The sequence below is a fragment of the Mycolicibacter arupensis genome (assembly GCF_002086515.1).
Lineage (GTDB): Bacteria > Actinomycetota > Actinomycetes > Mycobacteriales > Mycobacteriaceae > Mycobacterium > Mycobacterium arupense.
Genome location: NZ_MVHH01000127.1, coordinates 1 through 510, shown reverse-complemented (window position 1 = coordinate 510; position 510 = coordinate 1). Strand labels below are relative to the sequence as shown.

1 pseudogene is annotated in these 510 nt (G+C 65.5%); it reads left to right on the top strand.

The features are described from left to right. Positions 1-59: 59 nt before the first annotated feature. A pseudogene (locus BST15_RS20995) lies at positions 60-510 on the top strand (hypothetical protein); the annotation flags it as partial.

Below are 510 nucleotides of genomic sequence, written 5' to 3'. Positions count from 1 at the left end.
CCGCGCCGGCGATTCTCAAGTCGGAGGTTTCTGCGGGAGCTGCAGACACATCGGACCCGTTGGATCCATGGGGTCCGGCCCACACCTGGACCGACCCGGTGCTGGAGGGAATCGCGCAGGTGTTGCGGTCCGTGGGGGTCAACTGGGAACCGGCGAGCGGCACCATCAACGGGTTGCCTTACACGGCATACATCAATCCCGCGACGGGCCTGTACTGGGTCAAGAACACGGTGACCCTGATTCAGGAAGTCAACTATGTCCTCTTTAATTTTCCGGCGCACCCGGAAGTGGCCCTGCTCCTTCTCAACCCGGCCACTTTGTCGACGTTCCTGATCGCACATCCCCTGGTCGCCATCGAACTGGGCGCCGCGATCGCCTCGAGTCTGACGGCGCCCTGGGCGGGACTGAGCGCCCTCTCGGCGCTGGCCGCCCTGCCGTGGCCCATGGGATCACCCCTGCCGCTTGATGGGCTTCCGCAGGTGGTTGCAGCGCCTGCACCGGCGGTGACGG